26 protein-coding genes and 1 tRNA gene are annotated in these 24,477 nt (G+C 60.7%); 9 read left to right on the plus strand and 18 right to left on the minus strand.

Going from position 1 to position 24,477, the window contains the following annotated elements:
- The first annotated feature begins 3 nt into the window (after nucleotides 1–3).
- From P9228_RS18445 to P9228_RS18455, 3 genes are all read left to right on the plus strand, one after another.
- The gene (locus P9228_RS18445; RefSeq protein WP_278054736.1) at nucleotides 4–936 is read left to right on the plus strand and encodes a YbhN family protein; all 933 of its coding nucleotides are present in this window, start codon (nucleotides 4–6) and stop codon (nucleotides 934–936) included.
- 143 nt (nucleotides 937–1,079) lie between these two features.
- Nucleotides 1,080–1,153, plus strand: a tRNA-Gln gene (locus P9228_RS18450).
- Nucleotides 1,154–1,750: 597 nt separating this feature from the next.
- Nucleotides 1,751–1,963, plus strand: a complete 213-nt coding sequence (locus P9228_RS18455) for a hypothetical protein (RefSeq protein WP_278054737.1) — start codon at nucleotides 1,751–1,753, stop codon at nucleotides 1,961–1,963.
- Nucleotides 1,964–2,131: 168 nt separating this feature from the next.
- On the opposite strand, the gene P9228_RS18460 is transcribed toward P9228_RS18455, so the two are convergent.
- Nucleotides 2,132–2,359, minus strand: a complete 228-nt coding sequence (locus P9228_RS18460) for a hypothetical protein (protein ID WP_278054738.1) — start codon at nucleotides 2,357–2,359, stop codon at nucleotides 2,132–2,134.
- The gene (locus P9228_RS18465; RefSeq protein ID WP_278054739.1) at nucleotides 2,356–2,742 is read right to left on the minus strand and encodes a hypothetical protein; all 387 of its coding nucleotides are present in this window, start codon (nucleotides 2,740–2,742) and stop codon (nucleotides 2,356–2,358) included. The genes P9228_RS18460 and P9228_RS18465 overlap by 4 nt, the downstream gene beginning before the upstream one ends.
- Nucleotides 2,743–2,885: 143 nt before the next feature.
- Here P9228_RS18465 and P9228_RS30995 point away from each other — a divergent pair, with 143 nt between their 5' ends.
- Nucleotides 2,886–3,392 carry a helix-turn-helix transcriptional regulator gene (locus P9228_RS30995; protein ID WP_347404300.1) on the plus strand — a complete coding sequence of 169 codons (507 nt, stop codon included), beginning with the start codon at nucleotides 2,886–2,888 and terminating at the stop codon, nucleotides 3,390–3,392.
- A gap of 516 nt (nucleotides 3,393–3,908) precedes the next feature.
- Here P9228_RS30995 and P9228_RS18475 read toward each other — a convergent pair.
- Complete coding sequence (locus P9228_RS18475) at nucleotides 3,909–4,457, minus strand: hypothetical protein (protein ID WP_278054740.1); 549 nt, start codon at nucleotides 4,455–4,457, stop codon at nucleotides 3,909–3,911.
- Between the two features lie 1,425 nt (nucleotides 4,458–5,882).
- The gene (locus tag P9228_RS18480) at nucleotides 5,883–6,173 is read right to left on the minus strand and encodes a hypothetical protein (RefSeq protein WP_278054741.1); all 291 of its coding nucleotides are present in this window, start codon (nucleotides 6,171–6,173) and stop codon (nucleotides 5,883–5,885) included.
- 48 nt (nucleotides 6,174–6,221) lie between these two features.
- Between P9228_RS18480 and P9228_RS18485 the strand changes: the two genes are divergently transcribed.
- The 3 genes from P9228_RS18485 to P9228_RS18495 all read left to right on the plus strand — a co-directional run bounded on the left by P9228_RS18485 (nucleotide 6,222) and on the right by P9228_RS18495 (nucleotide 8,506).
- On the plus strand, nucleotides 6,222–6,527 hold the full coding sequence (locus P9228_RS18485) for a hypothetical protein (protein ID WP_278054742.1): 306 nt from the start codon (nucleotides 6,222–6,224) through the stop codon (nucleotides 6,525–6,527).
- Between the two features lie 203 nt (nucleotides 6,528–6,730).
- Nucleotides 6,731–7,033 (plus strand): helix-turn-helix transcriptional regulator, encoded by a 303-nt coding sequence (locus P9228_RS18490; RefSeq protein ID WP_278054958.1) that lies wholly within the window; start codon nucleotides 6,731–6,733, stop codon nucleotides 7,031–7,033.
- Nucleotides 7,034–8,257: 1,224 nt separating this feature from the next.
- On the plus strand, nucleotides 8,258–8,506 hold the full coding sequence (locus P9228_RS18495) for a hypothetical protein (protein ID WP_278054743.1): 249 nt from the start codon (nucleotides 8,258–8,260) through the stop codon (nucleotides 8,504–8,506).
- On the opposite strand, the gene P9228_RS18500 is transcribed toward P9228_RS18495, so the two are convergent.
- The 12 genes from P9228_RS18500 to P9228_RS18555 form a co-directional block, all read right to left on the minus strand.
- On the minus strand, nucleotides 8,441–10,471 hold the full coding sequence (locus tag P9228_RS18500) for a hypothetical protein (protein ID WP_278054744.1): 2,031 nt from the start codon (nucleotides 10,469–10,471) through the stop codon (nucleotides 8,441–8,443). The two genes, P9228_RS18495 and P9228_RS18500, sit on opposite strands and share 66 nt — an antisense overlap.
- A 182-nt stretch (nucleotides 10,472–10,653) precedes the next feature.
- A complete protein-coding gene (locus tag P9228_RS18505) occupies nucleotides 10,654–12,876 on the minus strand; it encodes a phage tail tip lysozyme (protein WP_278054745.1) in 2,223 nt (740 codons plus the stop codon).
- The gene (locus P9228_RS18510) at nucleotides 12,873–13,865 is read right to left on the minus strand and encodes a tail fiber domain-containing protein (RefSeq protein WP_278054747.1); all 993 of its coding nucleotides are present in this window, start codon (nucleotides 13,863–13,865) and stop codon (nucleotides 12,873–12,875) included. The genes P9228_RS18505 and P9228_RS18510 overlap by 4 nt, the downstream gene beginning before the upstream one ends.
- A gap of 9 nt (nucleotides 13,866–13,874) precedes the next feature.
- The gene (locus P9228_RS18515; protein ID WP_278054748.1) at nucleotides 13,875–14,327 is read right to left on the minus strand and encodes a GNAT family N-acetyltransferase; all 453 of its coding nucleotides are present in this window, start codon (nucleotides 14,325–14,327) and stop codon (nucleotides 13,875–13,877) included.
- Nucleotides 14,324–16,075 (minus strand): hypothetical protein, encoded by a 1,752-nt coding sequence (locus tag P9228_RS18520; protein WP_278054750.1) that lies wholly within the window; start codon nucleotides 16,073–16,075, stop codon nucleotides 14,324–14,326. Before P9228_RS18520 ends, P9228_RS18515 begins: the two co-directional genes overlap by 4 nt.
- A gap of 95 nt (nucleotides 16,076–16,170) precedes the next feature.
- Nucleotides 16,171–16,875, minus strand: a complete 705-nt coding sequence (locus P9228_RS18525; protein WP_278054752.1) for a hypothetical protein — start codon at nucleotides 16,873–16,875, stop codon at nucleotides 16,171–16,173.
- Nucleotides 16,875–17,534: a hypothetical protein gene (locus tag P9228_RS18530; protein ID WP_278054753.1), complete on the minus strand. Its 660-nt coding sequence runs from the start codon at nucleotides 17,532–17,534 to the stop codon at nucleotides 16,875–16,877. Before P9228_RS18530 ends, P9228_RS18525 begins: the two co-directional genes overlap by 1 nt.
- Before the next feature lie 39 nt (nucleotides 17,535–17,573).
- Complete coding sequence (locus P9228_RS18535) at nucleotides 17,574–17,780, minus strand: hypothetical protein (protein WP_278054755.1); 207 nt, start codon at nucleotides 17,778–17,780, stop codon at nucleotides 17,574–17,576.
- A gap of 61 nt (nucleotides 17,781–17,841) precedes the next feature.
- Nucleotides 17,842–18,333, minus strand: a complete 492-nt coding sequence (locus P9228_RS18540; RefSeq protein WP_278054757.1) for a hypothetical protein — start codon at nucleotides 18,331–18,333, stop codon at nucleotides 17,842–17,844.
- Nucleotides 18,334–18,345: 12 nt separating this feature from the next.
- A complete protein-coding gene (locus tag P9228_RS18545) occupies nucleotides 18,346–19,329 on the minus strand; it encodes a phage major capsid protein (RefSeq protein WP_127216416.1) in 984 nt (327 codons plus the stop codon).
- Nucleotides 19,330–19,334: 5 nt separating this feature from the next.
- Nucleotides 19,335–19,949: a hypothetical protein gene (locus P9228_RS18550; protein WP_278054760.1), complete on the minus strand. Its 615-nt coding sequence runs from the start codon at nucleotides 19,947–19,949 to the stop codon at nucleotides 19,335–19,337.
- A 340-nt stretch (nucleotides 19,950–20,289) separates the two neighbouring features.
- Complete coding sequence (locus P9228_RS18555) at nucleotides 20,290–20,733, minus strand: glycosyl hydrolase 108 family protein (RefSeq protein WP_347404301.1); 444 nt, start codon at nucleotides 20,731–20,733, stop codon at nucleotides 20,290–20,292.
- 124 nt (nucleotides 20,734–20,857) lie between these two features.
- Here P9228_RS18555 and P9228_RS18560 point away from each other — a divergent pair, with 124 nt between their 5' ends.
- A complete protein-coding gene (locus P9228_RS18560; protein WP_278054762.1) occupies nucleotides 20,858–21,073 on the plus strand; it encodes a hypothetical protein in 216 nt (71 codons plus the stop codon).
- Here the strand turns inward: P9228_RS18560 and P9228_RS18565 are convergent.
- Complete coding sequence (locus tag P9228_RS18565) at nucleotides 21,070–22,305, minus strand: hypothetical protein (RefSeq protein WP_278054764.1); 1,236 nt, start codon at nucleotides 22,303–22,305, stop codon at nucleotides 21,070–21,072. The genes P9228_RS18560 and P9228_RS18565 overlap by 4 nt on opposite strands.
- Before the next feature lie 140 nt (nucleotides 22,306–22,445).
- Here P9228_RS18565 and P9228_RS18570 point away from each other — a divergent pair, with 140 nt between their 5' ends.
- Entirely contained in the window at nucleotides 22,446–23,213 is a 768-nt protein-coding gene (locus tag P9228_RS18570) for a hypothetical protein (protein WP_278054766.1), read from the plus strand.
- Here P9228_RS18570 and P9228_RS18575 read toward each other — a convergent pair.
- Nucleotides 23,210–24,448: a hypothetical protein gene (locus tag P9228_RS18575; protein ID WP_278054768.1), complete on the minus strand. Its 1,239-nt coding sequence runs from the start codon at nucleotides 24,446–24,448 to the stop codon at nucleotides 23,210–23,212. The two genes, P9228_RS18570 and P9228_RS18575, sit on opposite strands and share 4 nt — an antisense overlap.
- Nucleotides 24,449–24,477 lie beyond the last annotated feature (29 nt).

Here is a 24,477-nt window from a genome sequence, read left to right on the forward strand (position 1 = left end):
GCCATGAACTGGACGCGCTATTTCTGGCCGGTCATCGGCGTAGCGGCCGTGGTGTTCTCGCTCTGGCTGCTCATCCATGAGTTGCGCGGCATCTCACTCGACGATGTTTGGGCCGGTATCGTCGCCATCCCCCCGCGCGCCTGGGTGCTGGCGGCGCTGAGCTCGGTCGTCGCCTATGCCTCCCTCGCCGGCTACGACCACATTGCGCTGCTCCATATCGGCAAGAAAGTTTCGTGGCTGTTCGTCACGCTCTGCTCCTTCACCACCTATGCGCTGTCGCACAATATCGGCGGCTCGGTGCTGTCTGGCGCGGTGATCCGCTACCGCGCCTATGGCACCCGGGGGCTGACCGGCCAGGATGTCGGCGTGCTGGTGGCGATCTGCTGGATCACCTTCGTGCTCTCCAGCCTGCTTGTCGGGGGTCTCGTGCTGGTGCTGGAGCCGGAGATCGTCGACCGTTTCACCACGACCCCGCACCACGAGTTGGCAACAGCCGCCGGCCTCGCCATGCTGATCCTGGTTGCGGTCTATGTGTTCTGCAGCTGGCTGCATCTGAGGCCGCTCAAGGTCGGCAGCTTCCAGCTGCATTACCCGGCACTGCCGATCGTGGCGCGGCAATTGCTGATCGGCCCGGTCGAGCTGCTCGCGGCGGCGGCCATCATCTACTTTGCCTTGCCGGCGGCCGGCAATCCCGGCTATTTCGTCGTGCTCGGCGTCTTCATGATATCCTTTTCGATCGGGTTGCTGTCGCATGCGCCGGGCGCCCTCGGCGTTTTCGAGGTCGTCTTCCTGGCCGGACTGTCGCACATGGATCCGGTCGGCGTGCTCGCCGCACTCCTGGTGTTCCGCCTGTTCTACCTGATCATCCCGCTGCTGATCGGGCTCGGCGTGGTGCTGTTCTTCGAGCATTCGCAATACAGCCGCGGCGAAGGCTGAGCGTCCCCGTGCGGCCCGCGATCGAATGAGAAAAAGGCTGCGGTTGAACTGCGGCGCGGGGTTGACTATTTTCGGATGGCGGCTACAAGGCAGCGCTCGCGGCGCTTGAGCCGCCCGCTTCGCGCGATACCGACCGCGCCTGCTGGGGAATAGGTTAACGGTAGACCAGCGGACTCTGACTCCGTTAGTCCTGGTTCGAATCCAGGTTCCCCAGCCAGTCATTTTACCAAGCGAAAACAGATAGTTAGGCGGAAGCACTGCGTTCGGTTCGTGTTGCAGAGCCTTTGCAACACGCTTTCGGCTAACGCCTTGTTTTCACACGCATTACAAAACACTCCCGCGTACTCCATGGAACACGAGTGGAACACAGAATCGATGCCATGTTCCCGGCACGTTCACCCTGACCTGGACTGACAAAAATGCCCGGAAGCCGAAGCCCGACAGCCTACGTGGATTGCCATAGCCCGAATCGGAAGCGCCCGCTACGTTGCCGCAGCGAGCGCTCCAGCGGCCCCTCGCAGATAAGACGGTACGCCTCGCTTCGATGGATAATAAGCGCGCCCTAGTTGAAGCGCTGCATATTACAGGCGCGTGACTTTTCTGCCACTGAGACAGGCCCGGTAGCCGAAGCCGGAACCCTTTTTGTCCCTAAAGCCGGTGGGCAGGCTAACGACCTCCATAGCCAAATGTTATCCCAAAAACGAAGGTCCACCATCGGAAGGACGGGTCTGTGAATTTTGTCACAGACGCATCGACGCATCGGCCTAGCTTGCAGCGTGCGTTTCCTGCAGCGGTGAAGGGAAGGAGTCCTCCGATGCTTGTGAACCTTCCTATGCTTGTGAACCTTCCTCTTGTCGTGGTCGGTCCTGTCGTCGATTGGCTTGGTCGCCGAGCCGATCAGAAGGCGCAGTTGAAGGCAACGGACGAACTGAGCGAGTCACCGGACGACATGCTCAGGGACATCGGGATTTCCCGTGATGACATCGAGACCACGCGCTGGCGGTCCAGCCGAAGGGCGGTGGGCTAACAAAAAGGCCCGGAAGCCGAAGCGCCGGGCCAGGTCCACAACAATCGGGATGTGTCTCACTCATGAAGACATCCGAGCATATCATTTAAGCGGATGCTCATAAAGCCTGCGATGCGATAGCCCGCCACCGTGAGGCAGCGGGCCAGTCTGGACAATTTGTCCACTCGGTCAGGCGGCGCGTTTGCCAGCCACGATCAGGTTCGAGTGACATTCCTCCAATTCGCTCACTGTGCGCTTGGCCACGTCACGGGCGATGGCTGACAGTGAACAGACCTGATTAAGCTGTCCAGGCGTCATGCTCGGGCCGTGGCACGTGATATCGACCAGAACTTCGAGCAGCTCCGCAAGGTGACCGAGATTAAGAGTGATGTCGTCAAGATCGGGTGACTTGTTCATAGCGACACCAGCACTTCCTGCGACTGATCGGTCTCCCACGTGAGGTGATCCAGGTCGGTGTTATCCTCCTCCGCGTCGTGGCCGTCCTCATCGTCGCAGTTGTCTAGTTCAAGGTCGATCGTGTCGCAGGGTGAGCCATTGGGCGCCGTGCCGGCAAGGAATGATTGCCCGCCTCGTGCTGTCCAGCCGAGCGACGGTTCGGCATCGGCACCGTCTTCAAGGTCTTCGCTGTCCGCCTCCATGACATCGAGCGCGGTAATCAGCGCCATGGACTGGTCGAGCAGTTCATTCACCCGCCGCTGAACAGCGATTCGCCATTCGCGGGGATCCAGCCCATCTGGGACGCCATAGGGCTTCAAGCTTCCGATGATGGCAGCGGGCATAGCTCCGCCGGCTGCCCGAACACCTGTGTTCGATTGGCTCCTGGGTAACTAGGTTTATTTACTAGTTGACCGTGAACCCGAAATGACTTGCCGTCAACATCAAACTATGAAAAAATCCTAGTGAGATAAGAAAAGGACACAGAATGCTCACAACAGGAAACCAGCTTCGGGCGGCACGAGCGCTTGCAGACATGGACCAGGGGACGCTCGCGAAGCGAGCTGGCGTCAACATCAACACCATCAGCGCAATGGAGAAGCGAGGCGGCCACGGCCTGACCAGCGGATTAGACAAGATCCGAGCCGTCATGAAGGTTTTGGAGGCGGAAGGTGTCGAGTTCCTAAACCATGGCAGCCCGGGCGTTCGGCTTTCTGGCTCCGTCCAACCTAGGCCGATGCTTTTTCGTCGCGATGATGTTCCGGGTCATGGGTGGGTGGCCTTCGCCTTTGACTATGCCGGCAAACGGCACACCGCCTTCGTCCTCTACGAAGCCTTGCAGGCAAGTGACCCTCGCGACAATCCGGAAAATTTGTTCGATGAACAAGTGCATCGGATCTTAAACGTTGCGGCCGAGCGTGTGGACGCCAATCTATTGGATAGCGATGGAAAAATGATCATCGGTGAGCTACCGACTCTTGAACCAGAGGCCTGAACTAATCTGCCAAATTTTCGGCAAGCGCGAGAGCTTGCTTGCCGTGTTCAGATCGGTGCGACTTCAGAAGTAGGGAGGGAAACAATGGGCGCTTCGAAGGACGACTGGAAGGCTTATCGATCAGAACTCAGTGAACAGCTAGAGCAGGAGCGAAGGTTCATAGAGAGCGCCGAGGCAGGGCGCACGGGTATGTGGCATGTTGAGCCCGGTAAGGGGCGGGTCGACACGACCGCAGCCCACATTGAAATATCAAAGCGAGCTGCGGAAGTGCTGAGGGGTGTTATCGCAAGGATCGACCAGGACCACCTTGCTGATTGATCTGTCAGTGCCGCGTCCTTTGATATCTGCGCCTCGCCTCTGCTGCGACAAATGAGATTGGAGCCGTCTTAGGCTCAGCCTCTCTGTCGTGCTGCTCTTCGACTGGCTCCGGCTCCAAGTCGGGATCGCCATCCATTTGGTCGAGGACGTCAATTAGGTGCTCTATCGTGGTTTCGATCCTCTTGCGAAAGAACGCGCTCATTGGTCAGCCCATTCGATTTTGAGCACGCCGCCAAGCGCCTTCACCGCGCGGTGAATGTGAGTCGCTTTGACCCGCCGGCCTTTCCAAGCATTGGTGAAGATGCGGCGAGCGCCTAAGGAACGATCGAGGTCCGTCACACTCATTTTTAGATCGAATGCGCGTCGGCGGATCTCATCTACCAAGGGGTCCCCGTATGATTTGGGTGGGCGCTTGGCGAGATTTATCCTTCGGTAGTTCATCCTGTTGGCCACCTGGAGAACTGTCAGCCCAAGCTCAGCAGCTATCTCGTCTCGCGTTGCTCCGGCTGCCGCCATGCGGGACAGCGTCTTATCCTGGGCACCAGTCCAGATGTTCTGCTCTTTTGGAGGTATCAGACCACATCGTTTCGCCATATGTTGAAGCGCACGCTCTGTCCGGTGAGGCAGGAGTTTTCGAAGCGTGGCCACATTTGGCCAATGCTCCCGAAGCAGTTCGCTCTCGTTGAAAGTCCACGTGTTATCCGCGCGCACGATGCGCGCTGGACGCGGTTCAAAGGTGCCATGCATCTTGATCTCCGGGTTATTGCCGCCTGCCCGACGAAACGATGTCGCACCCGATACACCGTTCCAATCGACGAATTTGGGGGTCCACGAATTACACAGGGCCGGTGGAGGGATAGAATGGATTGAGCGCTGAAACTTAAAGTGAATTGACGCAGGGAATGGGAATTGCCGCTGGTCCCGCTCTACATTGCCGCAATCACGGCCTGATGCTGGGCAGCTCGATCTGGTTCTATCTTCGGCGCGACTTTATCGGCATGGCCGCTTGCCTAATCATCGCTGGGTTGGCGCTGTATGCCTTGCTGAGCTAGGCACCTACCTCGCGCTTTGTCCTTATGGATGATGCCGATCATTTCGGCAGGGACGTATGTTCTTCGTCAGCCGGTGCCGTGTTTCGATTCCGAGCCCCCACCGGTTAGGCCCGGCTTGCGCTGGCCTACCCCGCTAGCCTGCCGGGCCGCTGGTCGCCGCACCGGAGATGCCGGGCGATTGCCAGAGGGTTACGCGATCACGCCATGTCCTTTTGTGGGAGATTAGCTACCTTGAATGTGCGGCGGACCGCTAGTTCGCCAGGCCGGCGCCGGGCTCAGGCAATTCTCCCCCACGAGAAAAGGCGCCGGTCATTTTAGCCCGTCGCTGGGTGTGGGGGCACACCGAGCGGCGGGTTATTGGATTCTGCCGAATATTGGCATCCGCTTGATAAGCCTGCGACCCCACGCTGCCGCGCATCACGATCAGCGCCTTTTGGCTGAATTCAATTTATTAGCAGACGCGAATATACTGGCTCGCCGGCTCTTTCCCCTGCCGGCCAAGGCCCGGTGGCCACCCCAAAGCCACACCCAAAGGCCACCGGGCCACTTTCAGTGCATCGCCGTAGCTGCGAGCAGGATCAAGCCCATTGCAGCGAAAACGATGACGGCAATCATAGCGATCTGAAAGCCGTTGCCTTTCTGTCGGCGATGGTACGCTTCATTGCGAATTCCCCTTGCTGACGTTGACCTGTCATTTGGCAATGGCAGCAGTGCCGCAGTCATTTACAAATGATGTACGTGACCGTTTCGGCGATAAAATCGTCACGGTGACGAATTTGTCGCCCGCTGTGAAACCTTCGCCTCGCTGAATCATTTGATTGGGCCGGCGAGAATGAGTCCCTTCATCGTCGGTAGGAGAGAGACGGAGGCCCGCCATTCCCCAAAGGATGGCGGGCATCTGTTTGGTTTGGGGCTCAGCCGCGCGGCGGCAGCTATGGGCAGGGGGATTAGCGGGGGAAAACGTCCGCGCAGGGTTCTGTTGCCGAGTTGCTAATATTACGGTCGTCCTAGCCGGCTTCCCCGCCCCCATCGCCAAGCCGGTTAGGCCCGGCGGTCAGTTTGAATACCCCCCCAACGGACTGTCGGGCCGCTGGCCAGCATCAATGGCGGCCCTGGCCGGCTATTTGCTCTTGCGGTGGGCCGTTGGGGTCGTGTCCGGCGTGTAGATCAGCGCGACCCGCTTGCCGCCGCAGATGGCGCATTTCATCTTCGGCCTGAGATCCCATTCCATGACGGAAGCGTCAGGCCCCAGGCGGTCGCGGAGCGCCGACAGATCAAGCTCGGGACTGTGGCGGCAATCGAGACAGCCGGCGGTGATCGCCATACCAGCGTCGATCAGCTCTTGAAGTGTCCAGGTGTTACCCATGCCGGCGATATAGGCCGCGGGAGATAGAGCCGCCACCTCGACCATATTAGCCGATGCTTGCGAACCTATCCGCCGCGCCAGCATTGTATGGGCATGGCGAAGGGCATCAAGATCGGCGACGAGGTGGCCATCACCGCAACCGTGCGGCGGCGCGTGACTGAGGATCGGATAAGCGTATCGATCCCGTCCTATGGCTTTCCGCATTCGATCGTAGACAGGACGTCAACGGTAAAGAAGGGCCAGGCGCTAGAGTTGACAGGCGATGTCACCCATATCGACGGGGATCTGGTGACGGTGAATCTTGGCGTCCCGGTTACGGTGAACGCGGACACGCTCAGGCTGGTGACGTCCTATGTGCCGCCGAAGCGGAAGACGCCGCTGGTGGATAAGGCGACCTGAATGACAAAGCTATCAGATCTCGGGCCGCCCATCCCTGGCACTAGACACGGTGGCGAGCCGGCACGCGAGCAAGACCATTTCTACAAATGCCGAAAATGCGGTCAGAGTGTCGATCGGCGCGACTTGCGGCAGGTGATCTGGCACGAGCAGCCAGAGCATACGCCGCTCAAGCTCGACTCATGATGACCCGACGAAACAAGATGATGGCTTCGAGCCATCTGACGGCCGACCAGTCGCGAGCGGCACGAGGACTGCTGAACTGGTCGCGGGCGAGGCTTGCCGCCAAATGCAGCCTTGGCGAGGGTACTATCAGCGATTTTGAAAATGGTCGCAGAATTCCGAGCTCAAGGAAACTCGCCGCAATGCGCCAAGCATTTGAGGGTGCCGGTGTTGTCTTTAGAGCAGGAGACGCATCACTAGCCGATCTGTCCAAAAGCGAGGTTGGTGCAAATAGCAAGGATAATAGGACATGGCGCCGCAGACTGGCAAAAGGCCCGTCCGCGTGAGGAAGTGGGTCAGTTTGAATTACAGCAGCGGAACCTTTTCGTCCTGCCGACGTTCCGCGACGTTATGGATAATAGTCTCGACGAATATCTAACCATCATTAAGCGAGCCGAAAGCTTGCGGGTTGAAAACAGGCGCATGCGGCTGGAAGTTTGGGCTCGGATCCAGCAAGCCATAGCGCTTAGGCAGCAGCTGGCCGACCTTCGAAGCGAGCCGGTTGGGCGCATTCCGACAATCGACACTTGACCAATATCTAAACCGCCCTAGCTTAGTTCCATCGCCGGTAACCGATCACTGGACATCATTGGCGCCTGAGAGACAACCAACGCGCTCCCGTCTGAAACGGGAGAGCCGTTGTGCCCCAAGACAAGACAGCGCCGCCCTCGGCGAGCGAAGTTTTCGACCAAATGATCCAAGGTACCAGAGAAGCGATAAAGCGCTCTCGCGACTTGCTGCGCCGCACAGAACCTATGGTCCCACCGCGGCCAGGATTGCCTAGCGTACCTAAGCCCATTTCGGATGAAGACCGCGAGCCGTAGGGCCTTCAATCCATGTTCATGACCTCGGGAAGGCCGGCGGCGCCTCAGTAGCCACCACCGCCCATGCCGCCGCCAGTACCGGCGGTACTGCCACTGCTGCCACCATTTGTGGTCTGAGCTGGGGTATGCTGCGATCCTTTGCTGGTCATGCACCCGGTCCCGGCAGCACCGGTTAGGATCACTAGCAACGCTGCGATTGTGATGAGACTGCGCATGGGGGTTGCTTCCCTTCAGCCGATTACCGCCCCGCATCCGGTCAACAACACCGTGCTCGGTTTTATTCCATCACGCTTGAGTGACGGACTTGCGTCTCGTTTCGGGACCAAGAAGCTGGCACCGGTCTTGCACTGAAGAGATTGCCGGTACTCCTCCACCGGCCTCCTGATGGGGATCAGGACGTAACTTCGCCGGGCTTGAGGCTTGGGGGCTTCGCCCGGCGGACTTTTTCTCCCCTCACGTCGCCGACGACCCTGTGGAAAGTAACTGCTTGTTCACCATATGCGGGCATCGTGATTGAAGGCGCTCCAATCGCGCCTAACCTGACTGTGCGCCGATGATGGCGCGCCCCGCCCAAAGCTGGCGGCCGACGCTTTCATGTACCCCAATCCCCCCAACCGTATGCGTCGGCCGCCGGTCTAACTGACGCTGCCCTTTTCCTCAGTCAGGTTTCGCACTATCTTCCGCGCCATGTCGCGCAGCACGACCCTTCAGCTAATCGCAGCGGCGATCACCATCGCCGTCCTGGCCGTCCTGCACCAAGGGTTGGACTGGTTCTTCCACCTGATGTCGGTGGACTACGCCTTGGGCGTCATGACGGGCGCCGTAGTCGTTCTCTTGGTCTGGTTTTATGAAGACCGCAAAGACCGCCTCTCACGGGCGGTTGGCGACATTCCCTCCGCCGAGCAGCAGCGCGCGCGCCACTCGATCGATCTGTGACTGCTGAAGGCGTGAGCCCTGGCCGGCGCGCATAAGCGCATCGAGCACAGCGCTCTGTTGCGGGCCGCCCGTCAGACTTCGCGCCATATCCGATATCGCTTTCTCGTTCCCGCCGTTGCGAAGCGCATCAACAACGCGTTCGACGGCGCGGGTTCCCGCAGCTCGGGCCGCACCACGGGCGCCGCCGGCAATGAAGCCTTCGCGCACCCCGAACCCGCCGCTGTTACCGCCGTCGATCGCATCCCTGGCCGCAATGCGAGCCGCCGTCTCGGAATTGCGCGTGACGATGTTCGACGTGTCGTTGAACAGCCTTTCCCGGTCGAGCAGATCGATGATGGCCTTGGCCTTGTCGTCACCGAACAGTGCGGAAAGGCGAGCACGGTTCCAGTCGCCTTCGCCCTTGATGATCTGCTGCAGCGCGACGCGGTCGTTCGCCTTGGTGCCAACGATGCGCTCAATCTCGGCGCGAGCACCTTCACGCAAGCGAAGCGGCACGGCCGAGGGACCGACCTGCAAACCCTGCGGCAATGCGCCCTGCCTGACTTCGGCGGCGAGTTCGTCGGGCCGTGGCGCTTCCCGGCCGCTGGAAAGCACCGTCTGGCCACGCTGAACGGCTTCCTTCTGCCCCGCCAGCTCAGCGTATTTCGCATCGACTTCCTTGATGCCCGGCACTGTAGACGAAAGCTCGTCGTCGATCGCCTGACGCGCGGTCGTCAGAGCATTTCGCTCATTCGTGCCTTTCACGTTTTCCAGCAGATCGTCGACGGCGTGCCTGGCGTTCAGCAGCGTCTCGGCATCGGTAATCAGGCCGCCTGGAACAGGCTGGCCGGTCGCACGGGCCTGCTCGATCTCTTGAGGCGTCGGAACATAGTCCAGCATCGAGCGAACGCGCTGGATACCCCTCTGCGCGTCACCACGCAGCGTCTGCGTTTCGGCGTCGAGGTAGTGCGCGATCGGCGCGACATCGACTGGGGCAGCCTCGCGCAGGGCTTCCCGGTATTCCGGCTGCAGATACTGCTGGTTTCGGTTTGCCCGGTCGATGATGCGCGATGGCGTTGGGGCTTCGCCAAGCGTCTCATTGATGCTCGACCGGATGCGCCAGTTGGCGTCGGCATCGCGGGCGCCGATCGCGCCGCGCACGATGGCCTTGCCTTCACCAGGCGTCGCCGCGATGGCGCCGGCCGTATGACGCAGGTTCGGGCCGAGATCCATCAACATGCCGTTTTCGCCGAGCTGCGACAGTGCGCCGTGCTCTACGGCGTCTTGCCGAACTGCGTCCGCCAGCACCTTGGTCGCGCTTTTGTCGAGGCCGAGGGCCTTGGCGATAGAGCTAAGTTGTACATTGTCGGCGATGGCCTTCACGCCCTTGCCGATCAGAGGCGCAAGGATTGGTGCAGCCAGGCCAAGGCCGCCGCCAATAGCTCCGCTCCGGATTGTCTCACCTACGTCGCCGCCCGATCGCACTGCGGCGTCCGCGCCGTTGATGACTGCGCCAGACCCGATGCTGGCGGCGTAGCTCAGCGGTTTCGACGCAACGTTAATGCCGAACACTTCAGGCGCGGTCGCCATCGCGGGAATGGTTCCAGCAACGGCGCCGGTAATCTGCGCTCCCTTGTCGAGCTTGGGGTTCATCGTCTTTTCGGCGACCGTACCCGCCTGAATTCGCTTCATCACATCGTCGTAGCTTTCGCCATTCATAGCCGCGATAGTCGCGGCGGCAGCATGGTCTACGCCGCCCCTGATCATGGGGCCGACGATCGGGATGCCCTCCAAAACGCCGCCGGATGCGGTTCGAATTTTGCTGACGGCATCATCGCCCTCGATATCGCCAGTGAGCGCGTTGTAGCCAGGAACTTCAGGCGCGTAAGCAGGCACACCGGCTGGCTGCAAAGTCGTCGGGTCAATGCCGACGACTGCTCGCTTTTCCTCGGGTGACATCCCCTGCATCCTCTGCGCCAGCGCCATGCCGGCCTGAGCGCGAGCGGCAGCCGCGTCTACTGCTGGTGAGCCTTGGCGGTTCGTCGGCGAGCCAAGCGACGGCAGCGACTTGGCGATTTCCTCGACCGCCGCGTTCTGCTGGTCTGTCGTCATCGACAGAAAGGCGTCGTCGACATTGACCTTGCGGCCGTTGATGTTGAGCGTAGCCATCAGGGTTCAATGCTCCACTTCAAGCCGTTGCTGGTGGTACCGCCGCCGGTACCTGCATTCCCGGCCGGAAGGGTGCCAGAACCACCCGCCTTGATCGCCTCGACCATCTGCCGGATGCGAGCCAGCTTGTCGTCGAGCGAAGCCTTAGCCTCGCCCGGCTTGGGCGTCAGGATGGCCGCCTGGTTCTCGACTTCCGCTGGAGCTGCCGTCGCACCGGACACGCTGTAGAGGTAGGACGCGATGATGGTGCGAAGCGAGTTCGAAGCCCGCTGATATTCAGGCGATTTCAGGTACTCGGCGCCGTAGTCCGAACCATGCGGGATCGCAGACAGGGCCTGATCCGACGGATTGGACAGGGCCGAGAAGTTCTTTTCGACAATCTGCATCTCGGGCGCGACGACGGAATAAAGCTTGTTGTCGCGCTGCTGTTGCTCGTTTGGCGGTTTCGACTTCGGTGCGGTCAGCGGCAGGATGCCAGCGTTGTCGGTCGGCGGTGGGTTTGCCGCGTGCGGGCTGGTCGGCGTTGCGTTCGGTTGCGGCTGAGCGGCCGGCGCTGGCGCTGCCTCCGGTGCTGGCGCGGCCGACGGTGCCGGCACTGTCTTGGGCGGCGTGACCGGCATTGCTGGACCGCCAGCGGAAGCCTGTCCAAACACGCCTTGCGGCGTTAGGAATAGCAGTTCGCCGTTCGGACCGCTGATCGTCTTGCCGGCAGCGAGTTGCTGCGCTTGCTCGACTGTGAGGCCGCCACCGTCCATAAGTCCGTTGAGCGCCTGAGCCTCGACGGAGTTGCCGGTGAACCGGAACTGACCGGCATTCGCGCCGCCGATAGCCCGCGTCTCGCCCGTGCGCTTGTTGTACAGCGTGCGCTCGTCGAGCTTTTCCCAATCGGTCTGCTGGCCGGTGTAAACAGGCTGGTGCGTGTTCGGGTCGACCAGGACGCCGCCAACCTCGATCGGCTTGTTCTTCTCGGCCGCGAACTTCTCCCGGTCCAGATCGATGCGCGCCTGGTCTGCCGGCGGAATCGCCGGGTTGCGCAGCCGCTCGGTTTCGAGCTGCGTCTTTTCCAGATCCGCCCGGTTCTTCTGCAACTCAAGCTGAGTTTCCGGGCTGTTCTCGTCGATCTTCTGCTTCAGCATCAGGTTGACCACCGCGCGCTGCTGTTCCGACAGACGCGGGTCTTGGGATGCCTGCAAGAGCTGCTGAAGGCTCGGGCCGCCAGCGACCTGGACGGGCGCTGCTGGTGCCGTTTGGGCGGCTGCAGGCGCGGCCGGTCGAGCCACGACGGGCGCCGGCTCTGTAGCGCGTGGCGATACCGGCTGGCGCGCAAGTGCCTGTGCCGGCGTCTGAGCGGGCGCCGGCTGGCCGCCTGTGGCCTGTGCGACGCCAGCAGACGGATCGATGCTCGCCACCTGCACGGGCGAGTCACTGCCGCCGAAGAGCTTCTGATAGGCCAAGGCGTTCGCAAGGCGCGTGCCTTCGCCACCCTTGTCATAGGGTGAGCCGTACCGAATGAAGCCCTTCAGAGCGCGGTTTGCGCCTTCGATGTCGGTGGCCTTGGCGAATGCCGCGCCGCCCGGATCAACCCGCACTGTGCCGGTTTTGTCAGGAACAATGCCGGCCTCGCGGACATAGAAATCCATCTGCGTTTCTGGATCGGATGCCGAGCGGCCGGTTGCCTTGGCGAAGGCATCGAGCGAAGCGCGGCGCGCGTCCCGCCATTGCGTGAAGCCCATCGCTCCCTCGCCCGGATTGATCGCGCCGGGCCGAAACTCGCTTTCCTGCTTCCAATTGCCGAGCGTGGCATAAGCTTGCGCATCGTTGAGGCCGCGCGCCTTCAAGCCGGCGAACAGTGCCTTCGGATCAGCTGCGCCGGCAACGCTTCCGCTCACGTCGACCGTCGGCAGGTTGCCGGTTGAGCCACCGCCATTCAAGGCAGAAGCCACGGCGCCCGAACCGGTCGACGATGCACCGCCGCCATTGCCGAACAGTGCCGAGAACACGCTGTCGCCGCCTTTGCGCCAATCCTGCTCTGCCGCCGTCGCCTTGTTGTTCGCCATGCGGTAGCCGATCGCTTCGCCAAGCGCGTTTAGGCCCTGGCCGACGGTGCGAGGTGCCGGCGATGGCTGCGACAGCGCCTGAGCGATAGCCCGGAGCCGTGCAAGGTCTTCTGGCGTCTTTACGCCAGTGTCGCCACCGAAGATGAAAGAGGGCTGGACGGTCATGCCAAGGCCTCCGCATAGTCGACGACATCGAAGCCGTTGATTGTCTTCACCGCATACGGCCGATAGGCCCTCACCTCGTCGGCCATGACACCGGTTTGCGGGGCATCGCTCCACAGGTATTCAAAGACGTATTTCGTGAGGCCGTTGGCGAAGGTGCCGATGGCGCGGATGTTCTTTTTCAGCCGGCGATCAGAATACTTGATCAGGTTAGCGCCGAGGCCGAACAGGCCACCGAAAAGGTCGCTCGTGTTGGATGCCTGCGTCTGCCAGTTCTGGAGTTTCTGGTTGTAGTTGGTGTTGATCAGCCCAGCCACGTCGGTCGTGGGGATCGTCGGCATGTTCGCGTTGACGAAATTCGGCTGGCTCACCTGCGAGCCGGACAGCAGCGCCGTCAGATTGTTGATCGGCGCCGAGTTCTGCGCCAGCGCTTCCTGCACCGCCTGGCCGCGCCCCGAAAGCAGAAGCTGGTTGTAGGCGTCATTTTCCGACTGGTTTTCGAGGTTCTGCGCTTGCGCGTAGGCGTCCGAGCCGGGCCGGATGCCACGGTTGATCAGGTCCGCCTCCTGAGAAGCACGGCGCGCGTCCAGCGCCGGCTGCAGCCGCTTCATGCCGAGATCCATCAACCGGGCTTCGGTCGCATCGTTCGACAGGTCGACCGGCTTGGCCAACCAATCCTTCAGGAATGACGACTGCCCTGCCGCCAGCTCGCCGAGATTGAGCTTGGCCTGGTCGGTCTGATCCTTGATCGCCTGGCTGGTGCCCGACAGCGTCTGCGTCGCGGTGTAGGTCGGGATGTCGTAGGACTTGCCCGTGTAGGGATCGTTCCACTTGTAAGTGCCAGTCTGCTTATAGGTCAGCGAACCGTCGGGAGTGACCTGATTGACGTTGCCGAGATTGGCATTCGCAATCGCTGTGCCCACGTTGGTGGCGGTCGAAGCCGCAGAGGTCTCTTTGGGATCTGGAGGCTCGGGAGGCGATGGTGCACACATTTTCGGCTCCTACAGAAAATACGTCATTGCGATTGCCGACCGCTTGAAGCCCACGCGCTCGCACATCTTGGCAACGCGTAGATCGGTGGCGATGGTCACGTGCGCCCTGACGCAGCCGCGCGCTTTGAGTTCGGCCAAAATGTGCTTGGTGAACTTCCGACCGACGCCGTTCCGGTGATCCGGCCGCATGTAGATGGTGTCCTCCATGGCGATGCGTTCGCTGTTGTGCATGTCTTGCGTGAGCCAGATGAAGGCATAGCCAACGGCCTCCCCTTCCATCCTGACCACGAAGCAGAGCAGATGACTGGCTGAGCCGTAGACGTTCAGCCGCGGCTTGAAATCGCCGATCGTCATACCTTCGGCCGCCATGCGGGCTTGCATCTCGCCGTAGTGACGCCGGCAAAGCGGTTCGAGTTCCGGCCAAGCTTCGTTGAAGTTCTCGATGGCGATGTCGTAGCTCATACGACCACCCCGCCATTCTCAAACGTCACATCAAGCTGCACGAATTCGACATCGGGGCGCCGGTTGAGAAAGCCGGTGACTTGCAGTTGCGGCTGCACCACGTAGCCGGTCTTGCCGATCGATATCCATTGGCCACCGCTCACGGTCGCGGCGGGCGCGGCCTGATCCCACTTCGCCACGTCCCACTGACCGGAATCCCACAGGTCCGCCGTGCCGCCGTCGGCCGCATCCGGTGCCGTCGGCAGCGTAACCCTGTAGTTGACCGAGAAAGAGATTTTCGGATTGAACGGCGTTGAGCTGAGAAACGTCGGCCGCGCTTGGTGCACCGTCTTCAGGCGGCCAAGCGTCTTCATGTGATCAGGATTGCCGACGTAGGTGTAGTAGATCGCTCCGCTGTCGTCGTTGCCATTGATTTCGCCTTCAAACACCTTGCCGTCGTTGGTGCCGAAGAACAGTCGACTGTCATGCAGTTCAAGGCAGCGTGTCGCCCATCCGACGAACTTGCACCAGGCGCCGGTTTCGAGGTTGACGACGAACGACCACGCCTCTTGTCCCTCGGCCGTGATCGGCAGCGAGACGATGGCGTAATTCATGTCCGGCCACTTGATCACTTCCCAGGGCAGCGACAGCCGGCGGGCGGCCTCCCGCTTCCAGTCCGGCTCGATGTTGCGCGATACGGCGGCGAGTGACAGCGCTGCGGCATCCTTGTTGATGGCGGCTGAGATGGGAACCATGCCTTCCTTGGTCGCAACGATCAGGTCACCGCCAGCGCGCATCGTGCCGCGCTTGCCCATCGGTGTGGTGAGGTCGTAGCGGCCGACCAGGTTCCATTCGGCTTGCGTCGTGCCTGCCGGATTGCTGCCTTCGAAAATCGCAGCCTCACCTTCCGTGGTGATGAACACGCATTTGTCGTCAATGCCGTCGCCGGCATCCAGCGACCACGTGGCGCCGAACAGAAGCGAGCCGCCGCGTTGGAAGACACCAGACAGGTTGATGGTGCCGAGCGCGCCCGTCACGGAATCGACCGGCAGATAGCTGGCTTTCATCGTGCCGCCTTGAATGAAGAACAGGCGGTTTCGATAGAGCCACACATGGGAAAGCGCGCTGGTGGCAACGCCGGTAATGGCGGCCGATACCTGGACCACGCCGCCGGGGATGTTCGCCGTGGCCGATCCGCCAGCGCCGCCGGTGATAATTTCATTGTCGACGAAGGTGCCGGTGATCGATTGGATCATCAGCGAGCCAGTCGAGCCGTTGTCGACGTTCTTGACGATGGTCGCGGTCGCGCCGCTGGTGCCGCCCGTCACGGTGCCGCCGCTGGTGAAATTCACCGTCTGCGCGTCGAAGTTCAGCCGATAGGTGGCAAGTCCGTTGACCGCGGTCCAGTCGAACGTCGTGCTGTAAAGCTGCAGGAAGTCGGTACCATTGACCGCGACGACGAACGAACCGCCCGAGGTCGTGAAATTCACGTAGGAGTAATAGCCTGACGTCTGACCTGTGACAGACGCGGCGGGCGGTGTTACCGCGTCGGCAGGCGCCGTGACGTCACGAATAGTCGTCTCGTCGCAGGCCCAGATCTTCTTGGTGCCGCCGGCATTGTAGGTGATGAAGCTCTCAACCGGGTCACTGCCGATCGTGGCGCGTTTGATCGACCCGCCGCGCATGACAATGCCGGTTGAGGTGGGAAGCCAGTTTTCAAGCCTCTGGGCCGAGAAGGGCTTGGACTTCACCAGGCTCTGATTGGTCACCCAGCCGGCGACTGGTGCGCCGAAAGTGTACGGCTGTGCAATGGCGCGCGCGGGAGCCGGAACGGCTTTCCGGCGACCTGGGAAACGTTCGTACCTCACGCCGCACCTGTGACCGTGCCCGGCCACGCGACGCGCCGGCCGCGCCAACTGACAGGAGGCTGACCGGAAACGACCGGCTTCGAGCCGCCGTCGGTGTCAATCCGGCGCAAAAGCATTTCCTGGTAGTCGTCGAAATCCTGTTCGTAGGCCTGTCCCTTGTTCTGCTTCCAGCGATAGATGATCGCCTTCTTCAGCAGATCCTCGGAAAGCCGGAAGCTGTCGGCGTCTTCGGTGAACATCGTCTTTTTCGACGTGTCGCTTGCGGCAACAAGCTGGTTCGACACGTAGAAGAACTTGACGGTCTCCCCGCTGGCCATCACCGGCCACTGGTGGAACTGGTCACCATAGATGATCCAGTAGCCGTTCACGGTGGCGATGGGCGTCACCTGAAGCTCAAGCCATTGATCTGGGCTGGTCAGATGTTCGGTTGCCCACTGCCAGCGCGATGACCACAGCGACGATGTTTTCTGCATCCGCCGGAAGTTCGACGGCATGTCGAACGCGTCGGTCGCGCCGTCGCCCGTGAATGTCTGCTGGATCAACAGTTTCTGCCAGTCGTGAGCATCCGCGATTTCCGACGCCATGACGTTGGCCAGCTCCTGCATTTCGACCATTTCCCGAGCGGTCGCTCCATAGACCAGACTCGGCACGTCCATGCCGAGCACTGTCGCGGCGCCTTTGACCACGTCGAGGATCGACATCAGGCGGCATCCTTGGCCCTGCCCTTCGGCTTGGTCAGTTCCTCGATCATGGCTTCCATCGCCGCCTGGCGCTCGATCAGCTCGGCAATCTGCGCATCCTTCGCGGCCTCACGCTCAGCAGCCTTGGCGGCGTCCGAATTGGCGAGGAACAAGCCGGCCTGCTTGCGCAGATCCCGCATGTTCGGCAGGCGCACGCGGTCAAGCTGACCGTCGGGCAGATCGCGGACTTCCTCGACCGTGCGGATGCCGGCGGTGCGCAGAACCTCGGCCTGCTCCGGTGTGACGCCCGACCAGGCAGCAAGGGCCGTGCCATTCAACGGAATCTCACGACCCGCCTTGAAGGCCTCATAAGCCGGCTCGATCTGGTTCCAACGCGCCGTCATGAAACGAAGCTTTTCGCCGTCCTGGTCCTCGCCCATCAGCGACGGGTCGGGCAGCAGGTGGCGCACGCGCTCCGTGGTGCGCGTGTTCAGCGGCGAATGCGACGGCGAATACGTCACCCAATCCTCGGGCTGAAGCTCAAGAATGCGCCGGCCACTAGCGTCGAGCTTGTAGCCCTTATGGTCGCACTTCTCCTTCACCGGGTCGCCCTTGACCGGTAGCTTCTCGTAGCTCGTCTTGAACCCGATCACGCGGATAAGGGGCTGCGCTTCGCTCATTTGTTCGGCTCCTGAAACTTTGTAGGCGCCAGCGGCGCCCTACTGGTTGACCACGTCGACGATGCCGGGAAATTCGGCGATCAACGCCGCCCACTCGGCCTCAGACAGCTTCTCGGCATTGGCGAGATTGACCGCGTTGCGGTGCTCGCCGCCGTTCCAAAGCTGGCGGAATTTCGGGAAGATGCCGGCCTCGGTATCGACCACGACGGGCTCGGCTGCTTCGTTCTTGTCGGACTTGTCGGCCATCTCTGGCACTCCTTTGCTTGGAGAAAAGAAGCGGGCCATTTGCGACCCGCCTCCAGACTGATCAACGCGGGAACGAGCACATCACGATTTTCGACGCAGCGAGGATCGCGTATGCTACGACGCTGTCAGTGAGAGCGCCGGCGACCTTGAGGGTGCCATCGGTCGTCGAGGACAGGACGAGCGGCTGACCGGAAGCACCGGACACAAGGGCCGTATTCAGGGTCGCCGGACCGCTGACCTGGATCCAGCCGTATTCACCGTTGCCCGGCGCGCCGGCCAGAACGCCGGCACCAAGGCCGGCGGTGTCGGACACGTCCGAAGTCACTTCATTGTAGACACCGGTCGAGACGCCGCCGGGAGCGTAGAAGCCGACAACGTTGTTGGCGACGGCGGCGATGGCGCCGGCACCCTGGTTGTACTTCACGAAGCGATAGGTCTTGTTGTCGTACGATTCGTAGAGGTCGCCGACCTTCGGAGCCTTGCCGGATTCGGTGCCGGTCAACTGCGCGGTGGTGTACGTCTTGGTGACGTCGATACCAACAAAAGAGGTCATCGTTCTTGCTCCTTATGCCGCGTCGAAGATCACGCCCTGAAGCGAGCGGTTCGAGCAGACGAGATTGCCCATCCAGTAGAAGGGGATGACAACGGCGTCCTGGTTGACGGGCTTCTTCTCGTCATCCTGCGTCCACTGCGCCTCCTTGTGCTGGTCGACGTAGAGGTAGTCGCTGTTGAGGAAGTAGCCCTTCTCGGCCGTGGTCGTGAAATTCGTGTTGTCATCGAAAATCACGTCTGCGGTCTTGTACTTCAGGCCGATGAAACCGGACTGAGCCATGTCGGCGTCCATGTACCGCTGAAGCTGCTGCTCGCCGGTCTCGTACAGCGAGTAGAAGTCGTGGCTGAACGTGATCAGGTCCGGCTTGTCTGCCCCGCGGTTGAGCGTCAGCCACATCGCGTTCATGTCGGCCTTGAAGGTCGCAGCGTTCGCCGCAGAAGGCGACGCGGCAAGATTGGTGCCGGTGGCCTCGCGGAACTTGTTGCGCCAAAAGGTCCACGTCGCGGAATCAATGCCGCCGACGATGCCCTGACCGTTGGTCTGAAGGATGTTGGCCAGGCCGCCGATCTGGTTCGCCAGCGAACCGTCGGAGTACAGGTCAACGGAGAAGTTGTTCGCGGCGGTCTTGAGCGCGTTGTTCTTCTTGGTCTTCACCAGGTTGATCATCGCGAACTTGCCGGAATTCTGGCGAAGCTCCTTGCCGCTCGACACAACATGCAGCGCGACCTGCGCCCAGTCGTATTTTGCGGAGGTGACGACGTCAGAGCCGTTGGTGTTCAGCGTGTCGAGGCCGGCATAACGCTGATAGGTGCTGTTTTCCGCGTATTCGAGCTGCACCTGAATTTCGGTGCCACCATCAAGGTTGCGGATCTTGTTCTTCTTCTTCAGCCGGTTGAGGAAGGCATTGTTCTTCGAAACGTTGTCCGCCACTTCCGTCGCGCTGTTGCGAAGGGTGGTGGACACCATTTCCGTGAAAGTAGTCGACGGACCAGCCATCGCTATTATCCTTTGTGGTTCCGGTCGTAGACAGCGGCCAGTTCTTCATCTTCGGTGAGAACCCGAGCCTTGCCCGACGCTGTTGAAGGGATGTTGACAGAGTTGGCGCGCTTGGCCGCGTCGACCTTTCCGGTGTCCTTGGGAGCGGCCACTTTCGCGGCGGCTGCCTTGGCCCTCAGATCGGGATCGGCGTTGACTGCCATGTCATAGGCCAGATTGAACACGGCCTCTTTCGAGGCGGTGGCTCCAAGCCGGTCCCATGCATCGTTGATGAAGGCGACCATCCGCTTCTCAGGAATTTCGGAGTAAAGCGGCTTGTCGGCGGCCAAGCGGCTCAACTCTTCATTGGCGGCGGCGATCCCGTCGCGTTCCTGAAGCCTCTGGTTTATGCGGTCGTCGATGTTCGCGGAGTTGTGGACAGATGCGAGCATCTGCTTCAACCCGGCGATTTCCTGCCGCAATTCGTTCTCGCCCTGCTGGACGGTCTGGCCGAAGACAGCCGCAACCTTGTCGCGGATACCGTACCGGTCGATGATGTTCATCACCGTTTCGACCGGAGCTTGGTCCATGCTCTGCTGGACGTTGAAAAGATAGTCGATCGCCTGTGCCGGCGTGATCACGCGACCGTCGGCGCCCTTCTTCCCCGTATTCGGGTCGAAGTATTTGCCATTCCGCTCGATGACATCCTGAATCGGCTTGTAGGCGGATGCCTGCCGACCGTGATCGGAAAGCCGCTGCTGAAGCTCCTGCTCGCGATCCGCGACGAACTTGCGGAGTTCGGCAGGCGCCTTCTCCCAAGCCTGTTTGACGTCGTCGGCGACGCCGCCCTTGATGCCCTGCCAGTTGGCCGGGAGAGGAACCTGCTCGGCGCCAGGCGTCAGACTTTCGCCGGCCTGTCCCTCTCCGCCATCGCCCTCAGGCGATCCCTTGCCGGCATCAGCTTGCGCTGTCGCCTTCTTCTCAGGGTTCGGGCTCGAGGAACTTCAGCCGCGCATCGCAAATCGTGTCGATCAGCACGCCTGCCGGCTTGGCGCCCACCGCCGCGAGTGTCGCGGGGCCAATCCGGCCGTCCTGCACTACGCTGGCACCGCATGCCGCCTGAAGGTATTTCGCTGCCCTACCCGGGCCACTGTTCACCGCGAAATCGAAAACCGCATAGTCGACACCGTCGGGCAGCTCGGCACCTGCTACCGCATCCCAGTAAAATCGGCGGTACACCGTCGCCACCTGGTCATCGGTGATGTTTCGCAGATCCGCCTTGGTGGCATCGGCTTTGACATAGCGGCGGAAGTTGACGAGCGTCACGCCCTTCATCGTCGCGCCACCAGGATCGGCCGGGTTGTCCGACCACAGGCCCTCCGCCCTCAGGACAAGAGCAAGCGAACGCGCAAAGTTTCGGTCCATCGGCGGCTCCGTTCAATGACGGACGCCATCCTGGGCGCGCGTACGGCGAAACTGTAAGCCGCTTGACTTGCTTGCTCGGCAATGCTTTCGGTGAGAAGTTCAATGAGCCGGACTGGAAGATACGATGAAGCTATTTGTGGTTGGCTCTGCTTCTGGCGATCCTTTGACTTGGAGCAAAGAGCGCGATGGCATCGCTCTTGTCATCGCAGCCAGTGAGCACGATGCTCGTAGCATGGTAGAGGAGACATCGGATTGCCCCGTCAGCGAAGTACCCGTTGATAAACCGATAGTATTAGCTTCTCTCGCTGGCAATGACGTGCTCGATGCCATGGCCGATTAGGCCCAAGCCCTCACAACCAGTTTCCAGCTGCTAGGGCCGATACCAGCAATTCCGCCGTTCTTGTCCCAGATGCTGATGGAGTTACCGATACGGAGACCGATATTAGTCGGACCGTTCATGTACATGCTGATGCCGCCCGAAGTGCCGCTGGACGAGTTTGTATTGACGTTGATCGGAACCTCGTCGCCGGGGGAATATCCCGTATCAGCCACGACGCACTGGAGAGCCGCCATGACCAGCTTCGGCTGGACGCCGAGGCCGTGGGGAAACGGCGCGACGGTCGTGTTCGTCACGATGTTGATTTGCGCGCTTTCGAATGCCTTGGAGAACGGTATCTGCGCTCCGTCAACATAATAGCCCTTGGCATTGACGGTATCGACGCCTTTGTCACCCCCCGTTGCGTTCGCCGTGTAGATGCCGGCGCCGAAATAGAGCCGGACCGCATAGACCCCCGCAATGTTCGTGGCGATGTAGAAACGCCCATCTTCGCTGCCGTTCGTCGGATCGACAATGGCCGCTGTGATCTCGGCATAGGAGGTCTTGTTCCCTCCCGAATCCTGGCCGGAAAACACGATCTGCGAAATGAGATCGGCCGCCGCAGGAGAGGCTGAATTTCGGTAAAGGTCGATATTCGGACCGGTGCCGGCTCCGGCGTCTGTGGTGCTGATCGTAAGAAGCGACCCGGCCGCGGTGCCGCTGATCGTGGTGGCCCCAACGATGGCAGGCGAATTGAGCGTCGGTGAATCGTCGGTGTATGGCACCGACGCCGCCCGCTGGTAGCCAACACATTTCCAGTTGCCGCCGCCGAGCGACCGCATGCGGGCCACATCGCCGGCCGCCGTGATGATGTTCGCGCCACCCGGCAAGATGAGAGATGTTGCGTTGTGCGTGAGCGTCAGCACACCGGCAAACACCAGATCACGCTCTGAGCCAGCGGGCAGCGTGCCAAGTGCGGTGATCGTGACCGTGCCTGTGATGTTGACCAGCGTACCTGTGCTGTTTGCCAGGTTGACAGTCGCGGCTGATGCCATGTCCGCGCCGGCCGCGCTGAAATTGTCGGCCGCGCCGACGGCTGTGCTGGATCCTGACCCGCCAGCAGTAACCGGGCGAGCTGCGTTGGCGTCCGCCACCAGATCGTCAACGAGCGCATTGTACTTCGCGCTCTCGATCGTTGTATTCGGGCTGCCCTTGGTGCCCGGAGGGGCTGAGTAGACACCACCAGCGCGCGGCATAGCTGCTCCAATCTATCGATTGGAGCGATGATTGGGGCGCCAGCAGCGAAACTCTAAGCCGCTTGATCGCCAACTTGTCAGTCGAGGAGTATTATCTTGATGGTCCTTTGACTTTGCCCCGCTCGCCGAGGGAGGCCTTCATGTTTGTAATGCCTGGACGCAATGAACTGACAGAGGCGTCAAGCCTTCGGAGCCGCCTGAAATTGTTGAAAGCAAAAGGACTAGCACCTTTGTTGATATCAAGCTTCGTCACGCTGCTTGTGACGTTCGGCTCGCTAACTCAGATAAACTCATTCATTGCACCGAACCATCAGCCCTTTGTGGGAGCGCCCCCCAAGACAGATAAACTTCTTGAAGAGACGATGATCCTTCTTCTAACACAGCAACAAGAATTGGACACAGCCAAAGAATTGCTCGTGAAGGCAAAAGCCAAGGCGGCAGCAGCAGAAGAAGATGATAGAAATAAGACAGTCGCAGAAAACAAAAAAGAAAATAGCGGTTCTGTAGCGATGGTGGTAGCCGCAGAGTCAGAAATCTCGTCGTTACTTTATGAAATTCAATTCAATGTGGCAATGGCGAGGGAGAAGAACGATTTACTTCTGACTATGAATGATAGAATAAAAACGTTAGGAAGTAGAGAATTTTCAATTATACCAGCGGCATACGCGGAAAATGCAATCAATGGAGACAGAATATCAAACGGTGAAGAGGCATTAAAAGCAAATCTGAGAGGGTTTGTTTATGTTGGCATGGTAATCGCGCTGCTTGTTCTGCTCATCATGTGCACAGGGGCTATCTTTTTTACATCAAGTGAAAAGGTGTTCTCTTTTTCAGTCGACACTATCAAAACGCTGGTGGGCTTCTTTATCGGCGTCCTCTCGTCGTTGTTCGGGCTCCCAAGCGCCTAGATCCGTGCCCGTCGCCGCCTTACCATGGCGTCGACCGCCTCTTTGACGGTTTGCTGGTTGCGTATTGTGCCGTCTTTCTGGCCGACATAGGCGCCCTTGTCGCCCTCGGGCTTCTTCACCTCGGCGACCGCCTGGCGCCATGCCAGACCGAGATAGCGGAAGGCGGATGCGTAGTGCTCGGCCCAATTCTTCACCGGTATGTCGCGGAACGTCTTCTTCTCGTCGTCGTACTCACGCCGGTAGGCCTTCAGCCCTTCGACGCCGTCGGTGACACGTTCGGTGTTCCTGAACCGCGCCACCTTGATCGTTTGCAGACCGGCGTTGTTGCCCTCGGCCAGGCTGACCATGCCGACCATCTTCGGCTTGCGGCCGTGATCTCTCAGCGTGTCAAGGCGCGTGCGCTTCGTTCCCCACTGCGGATGCAGGATATCGTGCGGCACGTAGTCGTTGCCATGGTAACCCTGCTCGTCGAGCCACTTGCACCAGTCCGACAGGTCTTCGCTGTCGGGAACGTAGAAGTCGACGATAAGCGGAACGCCGTCGATGACTTGAAACGCCCAAATCGGGTTGTTGACCGCCTTGCCCAGGTCCCACGCGGTATGCACCGGATGACGAGGATCGATGTCGAACGTGGTTCCGATGCGCCCTTGCCGTTCAGCCCGAGCTATCTCTGCGCCCCAATAGGAGCCGATCAGCGCGCCAGCGAAGGAACAGTAATACTCCTGGTCGATGAGCATGTCGGCCGTCTCTTTGCCGAACAGGCCCACATAGATCGCCCGCTGCTCTTCGATCGTCGCTTCGTCGATTGCGCCGGTGGCAGAGGCCGGCAGTACTTCGCTGAACCAACCGCGGGGATTAGTCACCGGATCGAACACGTTGCCCTTCACCGCGTCGAGCATGCCCTTGGCGTGGTTGCTGCCACGCGGCGTGGTGATGAACGATGCCCACCCGCCGTTTTCGGCCAGGATCGGCGAGAGGTAGGCCCATGCCGCCGGATTGGCCAGCGCCCATTCCGAGAACGTAATGCCGACTGGCGGCGAACCTACCAGGCTGTTGAAGTTGTCGGACCCGACCACTTGGAAAGTCGAGCCGACCTTGAACCGAACGAACATTTCGTTGTCGTTCATGTTCTCGATCAGCGCTTCAGGGAACGCCTCGAACAGCCGGCGCTTGCCAGTATGAGGGTTGACCGCATTCCAGATCGCTTTGCGCGCCTGTGCGGCCTCGGGCAGCATGTGCCAATAGGTGCCTGGCCGCTCATGCG

The sequence above is a fragment of the Mesorhizobium sp. WSM4898 genome, from assembly GCF_029625845.1.
Taxonomy (GTDB): Bacteria; Pseudomonadota; Alphaproteobacteria; order Rhizobiales; family Rhizobiaceae; genus Mesorhizobium.

Bases quoted from the DNA above. Each gene is read 5' to 3' on its own strand.
- P9228_RS18515 (WP_278054748.1), bottom strand. From the start codon at position 14,327: ATGAGCTACGACATCGCCATCGAGAACTTCAACGAAGCTTGGCCGGAA.
- P9228_RS18510 (WP_278054747.1), bottom strand. From the start codon at position 13,865: ATGTGTGCACCATCGCCTCCCGAGCCTCCAGATCCCAAAGAGACCTCT.
- P9228_RS18530 (WP_278054753.1), bottom strand. From the start codon at position 17,534: ATGAGCGAAGCGCAGCCCCTTATCCGCGTGATCGGGTTCAAGACGAGC.
- P9228_RS18555 (WP_347404301.1), bottom strand. From the start codon at position 20,733: ATGGACCGAAACTTTGCGCGTTCGCTTGCTCTTGTCCTGAGGGCGGAG.
- P9228_RS18570 (WP_278054766.1), top strand. From the start codon at position 22,446: ATGTTTGTAATGCCTGGACGCAATGAACTGACAGAGGCGTCAAGCCTT.
- P9228_RS18575 (WP_278054768.1), bottom strand. From the start codon at position 24,448: ATGCTGCCCGAGGCCGCACAGGCGCGCAAAGCGATCTGGAATGCGGTC.
- P9228_RS18565 (WP_278054764.1), bottom strand. From the start codon at position 22,305: ATGCCGCGCGCTGGTGGTGTCTACTCAGCCCCTCCGGGCACCAAGGGC.
- P9228_RS18525 (WP_278054752.1), bottom strand. From the start codon at position 16,875: ATGTCGATCCTCGACGTGGTCAAAGGCGCCGCGACAGTGCTCGGCATG.
- P9228_RS18505 (WP_278054745.1), bottom strand. From the start codon at position 12,876: ATGACCGTCCAGCCCTCTTTCATCTTCGGTGGCGACACTGGCGTAAAG.
- P9228_RS18480 (WP_278054741.1), bottom strand. From the start codon at position 6,173: ATGGTCGAGGTGGCGGCTCTATCTCCCGCGGCCTATATCGCCGGCATG.
- P9228_RS18540 (WP_278054757.1), bottom strand. From the start codon at position 18,333: ATGACCTCTTTTGTTGGTATCGACGTCACCAAGACGTACACCACCGCG.
- P9228_RS18535 (WP_278054755.1), bottom strand. From the start codon at position 17,780: ATGGCCGACAAGTCCGACAAGAACGAAGCAGCCGAGCCCGTCGTGGTC.
- P9228_RS18500 (WP_278054744.1), bottom strand. From the start codon at position 10,471: ATGGCGCTGGCGCAGAGGATGCAGGGGATGTCACCCGAGGAAAAGCGA.
- P9228_RS18560 (WP_278054762.1), top strand. From the start codon at position 20,858: ATGAAGCTATTTGTGGTTGGCTCTGCTTCTGGCGATCCTTTGACTTGG.
- P9228_RS18495 (WP_278054743.1), top strand. From the start codon at position 8,258: ATGTCGCGCAGCACGACCCTTCAGCTAATCGCAGCGGCGATCACCATC.
- P9228_RS18465 (WP_278054739.1), bottom strand. From the start codon at position 2,742: ATGCCCGCTGCCATCATCGGAAGCTTGAAGCCCTATGGCGTCCCAGAT.
- P9228_RS18445 (WP_278054736.1), top strand. From the start codon at position 4: ATGAACTGGACGCGCTATTTCTGGCCGGTCATCGGCGTAGCGGCCGTG.
- P9228_RS18475 (WP_278054740.1), bottom strand. From the start codon at position 4,457: ATGCATGGCACCTTTGAACCGCGTCCAGCGCGCATCGTGCGCGCGGAT.
- P9228_RS30995 (WP_347404300.1), top strand. From the start codon at position 2,886: ATGCTCACAACAGGAAACCAGCTTCGGGCGGCACGAGCGCTTGCAGAC.
- P9228_RS18460 (WP_278054738.1), bottom strand. From the start codon at position 2,359: ATGAACAAGTCACCCGATCTTGACGACATCACTCTTAATCTCGGTCAC.
- P9228_RS18490 (WP_278054958.1), top strand. From the start codon at position 6,731: ATGGCTTCGAGCCATCTGACGGCCGACCAGTCGCGAGCGGCACGAGGA.
- P9228_RS18485 (WP_278054742.1), top strand. From the start codon at position 6,222: ATGGCGAAGGGCATCAAGATCGGCGACGAGGTGGCCATCACCGCAACC.
- P9228_RS18545 (WP_127216416.1), bottom strand. From the start codon at position 19,329: ATGGCTGGTCCGTCGACTACTTTCACGGAAATGGTGTCCACCACCCTT.
- P9228_RS18455 (WP_278054737.1), top strand. From the start codon at position 1,751: ATGCTTGTGAACCTTCCTATGCTTGTGAACCTTCCTCTTGTCGTGGTC.